The sequence below is a fragment of the Atopobium fossor DSM 15642 genome, from assembly GCF_000483125.1.
Classification (GTDB): Bacteria; Actinomycetota; Coriobacteriia; order Coriobacteriales; family Atopobiaceae; genus Atopobium; species Atopobium fossor.
In genome coordinates this window covers 212,811-221,113 of the sequence record NZ_KI519553.1, presented here as the reverse complement: position 1 = coordinate 221,113, position 8,303 = coordinate 212,811, and the positions used below count along the sequence as shown (strand labels likewise).

9 protein-coding genes and 1 tRNA gene are annotated in these 8,303 nt (G+C 45.9%); all 10 read right to left on the bottom strand.

The window, feature by feature from the left end:
* Nucleotides 1-50 precede the first annotated feature (50 nt).
* A tRNA-Thr gene (locus tag G469_RS0103725) sits at nucleotides 51-126 on the bottom strand.
* Between the two features lie 77 nt (nucleotides 127-203).
* Complete coding sequence (locus G469_RS0103720) at nucleotides 204-1,394, bottom strand: purine-nucleoside phosphorylase (RefSeq protein WP_028263902.1); 1,191 nt, start codon at nucleotides 1,392-1,394, stop codon at nucleotides 204-206.
* A gap of 135 nt (nucleotides 1,395-1,529) precedes the next feature.
* Nucleotides 1,530-2,390 (bottom strand): hypothetical protein, encoded by an 861-nt coding sequence (locus tag G469_RS0103715; RefSeq protein WP_028263901.1) that lies wholly within the window; start codon nucleotides 2,388-2,390, stop codon nucleotides 1,530-1,532.
* A gap of 149 nt (nucleotides 2,391-2,539) precedes the next feature.
* Nucleotides 2,540-3,106, bottom strand: a complete 567-nt coding sequence (locus G469_RS0103710) for a hypothetical protein (RefSeq protein ID WP_028263900.1) — start codon at nucleotides 3,104-3,106, stop codon at nucleotides 2,540-2,542.
* A gap of 51 nt (nucleotides 3,107-3,157) precedes the next feature.
* Nucleotides 3,158-3,934 (bottom strand): NYN domain-containing protein, encoded by a 777-nt coding sequence (locus tag G469_RS0103705; protein WP_028263899.1) that lies wholly within the window; start codon nucleotides 3,932-3,934, stop codon nucleotides 3,158-3,160.
* A gap of 8 nt (nucleotides 3,935-3,942) precedes the next feature.
* Entirely contained in the window at nucleotides 3,943-4,461 is a 519-nt protein-coding gene (locus tag G469_RS08290; protein ID WP_051353747.1) for a hypothetical protein, read from the bottom strand.
* A gap of 11 nt (nucleotides 4,462-4,472) precedes the next feature.
* A complete protein-coding gene (locus G469_RS0103695) occupies nucleotides 4,473-5,510 on the bottom strand; it encodes an NAD(P)-dependent oxidoreductase (protein WP_028263898.1) in 1,038 nt (345 codons plus the stop codon).
* A 15-nt stretch (nucleotides 5,511-5,525) separates the two neighbouring features.
* Nucleotides 5,526-6,530, bottom strand: coding sequence for a DegV family protein (locus tag G469_RS0103690; protein WP_035425376.1), 1,005 nt, complete (start codon nucleotides 6,528-6,530; stop codon nucleotides 5,526-5,528).
* Nucleotides 6,523-7,095, bottom strand: a complete 573-nt coding sequence (gene hpf / locus G469_RS0103685) for a ribosome hibernation-promoting factor, HPF/YfiA family (protein WP_028263896.1) — start codon at nucleotides 7,093-7,095, stop codon at nucleotides 6,523-6,525. The genes G469_RS0103690 and hpf overlap by 8 nt, the downstream gene beginning before the upstream one ends.
* A 153-nt stretch (nucleotides 7,096-7,248) precedes the next feature.
* Entirely contained in the window at nucleotides 7,249-8,232 is a 984-nt protein-coding gene (locus G469_RS0103680; RefSeq protein WP_028263895.1) for a substrate-binding periplasmic protein, read from the bottom strand.
* Nucleotides 8,233-8,303: the final 71 nt, after the last annotated feature.

The following is an 8,303-nucleotide window of genomic DNA, read 5'->3' as shown; positions in this document are numbered from 1 at the left end:
GGCGCTAAAAGAAAAGGTAGACGACTATAAGCCATCTACCTGCATAAATATGGAGCCAGCTACGGGACTTGAACCTGCGACCCCCGCTTTACGAGAGCGGTGCTCTACCAACTGAGCTAAGCTGGCGTGCGACTGATAACTATACGTATAAATTGCTCTTCATGCAAGGTCTTATCACAAACTGCATTAAGTGCTTCTAGGCACTACAACAAGTGGAGAATACCACGAACCAAGCGCTCAAAATTATCCGCGTGTTTCTCGGCCTGCATACGGATGGTCTCATGGTCAACCGTGGGATCTCCGGCCTCATTAGTAGCTAATGTGAGTCCAAGCACGTTCATATCCAGCGCATGAGCCATAATAACTTCGCACACCGTGGACATACCCACATAACTCACACCAAAGGCTCGCAGCGCATTAACCTCTGCAACAGTTTCAAAACTTGGACCAAGTGTGCCCGCATAAACACCCTCTTGCAGCTTAATTCCCAAATCTTCTGCAACGCCAAGAGCCAAACAGCGCAAGTAGGAAGAGTACGCATTTTGCATGCCCACAAAAGGTGTATCAAGATCTCGTAACATATCCTTATTGGCAAGAGGATTTGCACCTGTCAGATTAATATGATCTGTTAGAACACCTAGACCAGGTGTAGCGTTACCAGACACAGCACCGGTAGCACAGGCAAAGATAATATCCTTACAGCCCAAGCGATGTGCATGACGTACAAGTGACACAACCTCGCTTGCGCTATACCCTTGGTACAGATGAATTCTACCGGGATACACTACAACAGGCACACCATCTACTGTACCAATAGTTGCCTCAAACTTATGCCCACTTACCGGCTCTGCCGCCATAGGAAAGCCATCAATATCACGATAGTCAATACGACGAACAGGTGTTACCAAACTTGCCAAATGGCCTAAACCAGTGCCTAACATGATGGCAACTGGATGCTCGACCGAGGGCTTAATATCTTGTAGGACTTCTTCTGTAACCACGCAAATCCCCTCCTGTTTTAGTAGTTGAGTAAATATTCCATCACCTGAAACTAAATTGCCTGTAAAACTTCCGTCAAAGACCCTATCCACTCCGCAAGAGGGACTTTTTGCCTTAAGTACTGCCACCTGAGGCTTAAAATCATTGCAACGGGCAAACTCATGTTGTGCGCCATCCACAAATGCCTGCGTCACATCTGTTCCATCTTTGGACACTACACGCGAACCCTGTTGCTCTGCAGGTGGACGAGGCACTGATAACTGTGCGGCAAGCTCTGGACAAACAACCAGCTTATCCACCTTACTGGCAAAATTTGCTACAAAATCGCAGTGCTTAGCTCCCCCATCATAGCGACAAGGCACTCCCAACAAACATTTGCTGATAAGCGCACGCATAAGCACTCCTTATAAACTACTTAGCACTATAGAACATATATCCAAACGCTCGCGCTACAAAAAAGAGACGAGAGCCCAAACCCTCGTCTCTATACTACGCGTTATACACAAGATGCAGAGCACCCAGATGTACCATTAAGAAGCAAGCGAATTAACCTGGATGGAAGCCTTGGAAAGACGCTCGTTTACATACTCGGTCCACTTAGCGTTGACATTGGTGTACTCGGTAGAATACTTCTGATAGGCAACATAGTAAGCGGCTTGTGCCTGTGCATACGTTGCAGAATCTGCGCTGAAGTTCTCATTCTTAAGCGCAGCAAAATAAACGCCATCAGTCTTTGCCCAGTCACCCTTGCTGGCATCCCATTCATCGCCCAGCAGGTCAATAATGTACTTACCATAATCTGCAGAAGCAGCAGCGGTATCACCATCTGCAGGAGCGGTAGGTGCACTAGGAGCAACAAGATTGCTAGCGTCCACAATCTTGTCGTGAAGCTTCTTTACGCCAGCAGACTGCTTTACAAGATTCTTTACTTGGTCCTCAGTCATGGAATACTGAGTTGCCAGGGTCTTATAATCACTGCTGCCCAAAGTAGACTCAGCATAAGACTTTACATCGTCATCGGAAATTGTAATGCCTTCCTTCTCAACTGCCTGAGCAAGCACTTTGTTGCGAGCAACAGAAAGGACACTGTCTGCAGAAGGGGCATTATAGTTGCCATCATCATTCTTGGCAGCATCAAGGGAAGTAGTAGCCTCAATTGCCTCACGAGCAGTAATGCTTTCGGACTTGCCTTCGTAGGTCATGGTACCAACAACGGTATCCAATTCCTTCTCGGTAAACATGGTCTTGCTATTTGCCATACCAGCAGAACCAAAGGCAAAGTGACCAATAACGCCACCAAGAACCAAAGCAATCACAGATGCAGTAATACAAACTGGCATAGAAACAGACTTCTTTGCAGGTGCAGAAGTCTTCTTTTCAAGCTCTGTCATACACGTACCTTTCGATAGAAATAGTGCAATAAACGTTACTCGATGCATAAGACTAGCACGAGGGCCATACTATGTGGTGTAGCTCTAATGAACATCCGTCAAGCGAGAATAACCTCTATGCAATCCTCTTGAGTCTTAAGCTTGTCTGTTTATTTCTTTGCAGCATCAATAATATTTGCCGAGAAAGACTTAATATAGCCACGGGCAGACTCTGCATCGAATGCTACGCGATTTACCAGGGCATCGCGCACATCATCTGCAATGTCTCCCTGCGCAAACTCAAGCAAGCATGCCAACATATCACGATACTCAGCATCGCCATGAAAGCACTGAATAGCCTCATCCAACAAAGGCCATGCCTTTTTGGAGCGTTCCTGTGATGTAGCACCCACACGTGTAAGCATACGAAATGCAGACAAGCGCACGGTAGAAGATGCTTCGTCAAATAAAGATTCTTCAGCACCTGCAAAAGCACCCGCTACTTCATCGGGGTTCTCAGCACATAAGATGGACAGAGCATCCAAGACTTCCCAACGTGTTTGAGCTTCTGGAAGATGCAAGGCTTCTACCAATGCATCTACATGCTCGCGCACAAGCAAGCTATCCTGTTTGGCAGCCAAAGCTAACTCATGAGCTGCCTCTTGACGCTCACGACGCACACAACCCGAAAGTGCTTCCACAAGCTGTTTAATTTGTCCGGACGAAACATCAGACATACTAAAATCCCCTTACAAACGTGTACCTCATAACCCCATGAATGTGCGATTTTACTCGCAAAAGCCATCTACAACGGCTGTTCCACTCTTTTGATCCGTATGAATTTTAATAAAACCATACGAACTTGCCTCGTTAAGCAGCTTAGTAAAACTACGATAACCATAACTACGTTCCGAGAATTGCGGGCGCTTGCGGCGCATCGTGCTTTTAAGCTGCGATGCAAAAATAGCAGAGTCACTTTCTGATTGAACGGCGTCAATGGTTTCAAACAAAAGTTGATAGCATTCGTGCTTCTCAACAGGAACTTTGGCGGTGAAGTCGGGAATACGACCTGCGCTCATAATGTCTTCGTAATACATGAACTCATCGCAGTTTTCTGCTAAAAGCGAACTAGTAGAAGCCTTCATGCCTACACCAATTACTTGCTTTCCAAACTCCTTAAGCTTAGATACCAGCGGTGAGAAGTCAGAATCGCCAGATAAAATAGCAAAAGTATCAATATGCTCACGGTTAAGACACATCTCTACTGCATCTACGGCTAAACGAATATCTGCAGAGTTTTTACCGGTAAAAGCACGATCTGGAATCTCAATAAGCTCAATGCCCAGTTCATGCAAAGGCGTTATCGCTGTATCAAAGCGTTGCCAATCGCAATAAGCACGCTTTACCACAATTCTGCCCTTATCAACAAGACGCTCAAAAATACGCTTAACCTCGGGAGCAGGGCCGGGTTCTTGATGACCATTACGCTTGCGCTTACCTGTGCCCAGCGCAAGATTCTCGTAATCGATAAATACAGCCATGGAACTTTGAGTTATATCATCCACGAAAAGGCTTATCCTTTCTTAGCTTTTTTAGCATTGGAGCCAGCCGATTGCTTCTTGTAAGAAGACTGTTGTGTGTTGGAGGGCTGTTGCACACTCATAAGTTCAGGTTCGGGTCCCTTACCTTCTTTCCACTTACGACGTGCTTCTCTACGAGCATCTGCATGAGCATCGTTTGCTGCAGCGACATGACGTTTGTTGGTATTAAAGAACTTGTCTACAAACTTCCATGGGCCAACAGACTCACCAAATGCAATTTTAAAGCCAGCCATACCTCCAGCAATCATGCCAAAACTAAATGCCGCTAAAGTGGTCCATCCCGTTGCCCACACAATACTGGATAGCGCAATACCCCCCACAAACCAGGCAATGTTTGCCAGTACATAGTCACGTCGTGTAACGAGTTTATAGCCAAAAGACTCAGCCAGATGCTCGCCTAAAACGGTACCAAAAACAAAGAGTACTAACGCGACAATAGCAACGGCAAAACTAATGTTACTACCTGCGGCTTGCTGCAAAGAATCGCCCACGCTATAAGCTCCTAGTGTTGGTGATGATGGCAATGTGTGCCATGCGTATGGTTATGGCAATGTTCGTGAGTATGCTTGTGATCGCAGCTGCACTCATGATCTGCCTCAGGCTCGTCTTCTTCCTCTATATCCAAAACCGACCAGTCCAAGCCAGCAGCTACTGCATCAGCCTCTTCTGCATAGAGCAAAGCTAATGCCTGTGTGCCCAAACGGGCACCCTTAATCTGGCAGAGCAAATCGTAAAGAGTGTACGCAGTCTGAGCACCAGGAAGAGCAAGATCCATATCCTGACCTTCTGCTAATGCAAGTGAGATATCCTTACGCATGTGCTCGTTAAGAAAACCAGGACGATAGTCACCTTCCACAGCCTTAGGCCCAAGTTCGGTCAGCGCACGAGAAGAACCCATACCACTACCAACCATGTGCAGCATTTGCTGCACATCCAAACCACTTTGTTGGGCTAAGGCAAGAGCATCCGCCATACCTACCATGCACGAAGCAAGAGAGACCTGATTACATAACTTGGCAGTCTGACCCTTACCAGAGCTACCAAAGTAAAAGATTTTGCTGGTAAAAGTTGCAAGTACGGGAGCAACAGCAACAGCATCAGCCTCAGAAATGCCTGCGATGGCGGTAAGCGTACCAGCTTTGGCACCAGCCTGACCGCCCGTCACAGGACAATCAAACGCATGCATGCCCAAAACCTCTGCTGCATCATGAATATCACGAGCGAGACTTGGAGCCGAAGTAGTAAGATCTACCAGCCAGGCACCTTTTTTAGCAGCCTTAAGCAAGCCATCACTTGCAAGATATACATCCTCAACATCTGTGGGATAGCCCAACATGGTAAAGACCACATCTGCCTTACTAGCAGCTTCCGCAGGTGAAGATGCCCAAGTAGCACCACGGTCAATAAGTTCTTGTGCTTTATCCTTTGTACGGTTGTAAACCGTCAGGCTATACCCTGCATCCAAAATATGACCTGCAATAGGCGCACCCATAATACCGGTACCAATAAAAGCAACTTGTTCAATCTTTGCATGTGCCATGTACTACCCTCGATACTAGCTTGATTTTTTAATTTTGCGAGCAATACGATCTGTAAGCGAAATTTTCTCGCGACGATCGCCACCCCAAAAGACCAGTGCAACCATACCGGGTCCTACGTGAGAACCAATTACAGGACCAATTTGGCTGCGAATAATTACAACATCCTCGCAGCCAGGCTCCTTACGAATTTCTTTTTCTATCCAGTCGCCGTCCTTCTCGGAATCCGAAGTTGCAATAGCAATTGGCAAAGCAGAGTCATGCGAGTAGTTCTCTTTAAAGTCTTTAATGATGGCACGCAGAGCTTTTTTTCGGCCACGACACATGCCACGAAGAGTAAGAGAACCATTGAGGTCATAAGAAAGCTCAGGCTTGATATCTAGTTTGCCACCAACTTGCGCTGCTGCAGGAGGAATTCGACCTCCAGCGGCAAGCGTATCAAAATTATCTAGTGTAAAGTACCCCTGAATAAAGTAGCGTGCATCACGTGCCCAGTCATACAATTCACGCGCAGAAAGACCGTTGCCAGCAAGGCGTACAACTTCAATTGATAAAAGCTCCGCCGCAGCTGAGGGACATAGATTGTCCAACACATAGAGTTCAAAATCTGGATATTGCTCTTTAACCATAGCAGCGGCCTGCCGCGCAGCATCAATGCTGGACGACAGACCACCCGTAAGGCCCATATACAATGTGGGCAAACCATTTTGAGCTGCTTTGGTAAATACTTCCAAGTAACGACCAGGTGTTACGGCCGATGTTGTTGCACGAGCACCTTTACGCATGCGGTCATAAAACTCATGAGCCGTCATGGACTTCCAGCTGCCATCAAAATACTCAACGCCATCTATAACATAGGGAAACTCAATAACCTCTACGCCCAGCTGGCAGGCCACATCTGGATCAAAGTCTGCGCAGGAATCTACAATGATGTGACAGGTTCTACGTGCGTGAAAGCGCTCAATATCATCGCCTGCTAAATCCATAATAGAGCCGGACGATGTCTCGGAAGAACTACTCATGTACATCCTCAATCTTGGGCTTAATAATGCCATATCCGCCATTATGACGACGGTATACCACGTTAATCAAACCTGTGGTTGCATTCTCAAAAACATAAAAATCATGACCGATAAGATCAGTCTGAACCAATGCCTCTTCCTCGGTCATGGGTGTCAAATCAATAATTTTCTCACGAACAAGCTCGTCATCCTCAGGCTCCAAGAGTTCAGATAAATCCGAAATCTCAGGCTCAAATTCAGGAGCAGCTGCGCGCTGGCGACGATCAACAACGCGTGTCTTGTACTTACGGAGTTGGCGAGAAACCTTATTGGCAGCTTCATCGATAGCAGCATACATATCTGCAGATGAAGCAACTACACGCACTACGTTATCACGAACAAAAACTGTTACCTCAACCGATTGTGCATGAGGATTAGACGGATTTTTGTCCACACGTAAAACAACGTCACAAGACATTGGAGAAATATCAAAAACCTTCAGGGCGTCGCCAATCTTCTCTACTACGGTCTCATGTAGAGCATCAGTAACGGTAGTTTTGCGACCAGATACTTTGATGTCAACCATAATGTACCTCCTAGCTTTTGAAAAATGCTTACTCGGATGTAAGCATTTTCTTACTTTAGACGTACCCTAAATTTGGAGCGATGTTTCACCCATTTCGGTAGAAGTACCCTCAAGCAACAATCCAACAATCGATTGGGCTATATATGCTAAAAATTAAAGAATTGCTGCATTAGATCCAGCAGTAGATCCATCATTTACATCAGAAGTTGTAGGGAGGCTCGTGGATGAAGTGTTTACATTTGAACTGGTAGATGGCTTATTTACATTGAGAAGAATATCGGTGACCTTAGTTTGCTCAGAAAGCGAAGGCATGCTACCAATCCAACGTGTATTTATCAGTTTTTGCAAGCCTGCATCGGTAACCGTTTTATAAGCAGTATCCAAAGCACTTTTGAGTTCTGTATTGGAATCAAGTACAGCAATACCCATAAAAGAGGGGCTGTCAATGGTACCTGCAAATGACAAGTCTGTATATGTATGAGCAAGCGCAGAACCTGGACGAACATCGCACAAAACAAAGTCTACATCGCCCTTTTCGAGACCTTCAAAAGCGTCATTAAGACTTTCGTATTCCTGCTCTACCACTTTAAGGGAGGAACCTTCGAGCATAGTTTTAGTGGCTGAACCACTTTGTACACCAATCTTTTTGCCTGAAATATCTGTTGCTTTGACTGTAGAAACCTCACCCTTGGTAAAAAAGCCTGTAGCAGCAGCGGTATAATTGCCCACCACGCTAAAGTCAGATGAAGCGCTATCCTTCCCCACATTCATCACAATGTCACAATCCTGACCAAGTGCATCGGTACTGGATACGTTCACAAATTTTACCTGCAAACCCAGCTGCTCTGCCAAGACAGAGGCAAGGTCAATATCTATACCTTGATAAGCATTTCCCTCTGCAGCAGTGACATAAGGAGCCATGTTACTTGTTGCAGTAAGCCCAACAGTAAGCGTTTTAGGAGTAACTAAAGACTCATCCGAAATAGGAGAAGATAATGCATTAACCTGCGTCTGATAGGCATCAGTTACGGAAGTTTGAGTAATTTCACCCACAAGCGGAATTGAACAACCGGTTAAGCCAGTTACACAGGCAGCAGCAAGCGTTGCAGCAAACACGAAGCGCAGCTTTATATACATTACAAAATCCTTACATATTCGCTTAATCAAATGTCTTCCACCAGCTGACCTGGTATTTGACCCCACACTCG

What these genes read in the sequence shown, in the direction of transcription:
- G469_RS0103720 (WP_028263902.1), bottom strand. Translation starts at nt 1,394, where the DNA reads ATGCGTGCGCTTATCAGCAAATGTTTGTTGGGAGTGCCTTGTCGCTAT.
- G469_RS0103715 (WP_028263901.1), bottom strand. Translation starts at nt 2,390, where the DNA reads ATGACAGAGCTTGAAAAGAAGACTTCTGCACCTGCAAAGAAGTCTGTT.
- G469_RS0103710 (WP_028263900.1), bottom strand. Translation starts at nt 3,106, where the DNA reads ATGTCTGATGTTTCGTCCGGACAAATTAAACAGCTTGTGGAAGCACTT.
- G469_RS0103695 (WP_028263898.1), bottom strand. Translation starts at nt 5,510, where the DNA reads ATGGCACATGCAAAGATTGAACAAGTTGCTTTTATTGGTACCGGTATT.
- G469_RS0103690 (WP_035425376.1), bottom strand. Translation starts at nt 6,530, where the DNA reads ATGAGTAGTTCTTCCGAGACATCGTCCGGCTCTATTATGGATTTAGCA.
- hpf (WP_028263896.1), bottom strand. Translation starts at nt 7,095, where the DNA reads ATGGTTGACATCAAAGTATCTGGTCGCAAAACTACCGTTACTGATGCT.
- G469_RS0103680 (WP_028263895.1), bottom strand. Translation starts at nt 8,232, where the DNA reads ATGTATATAAAGCTGCGCTTCGTGTTTGCTGCAACGCTTGCTGCTGCC.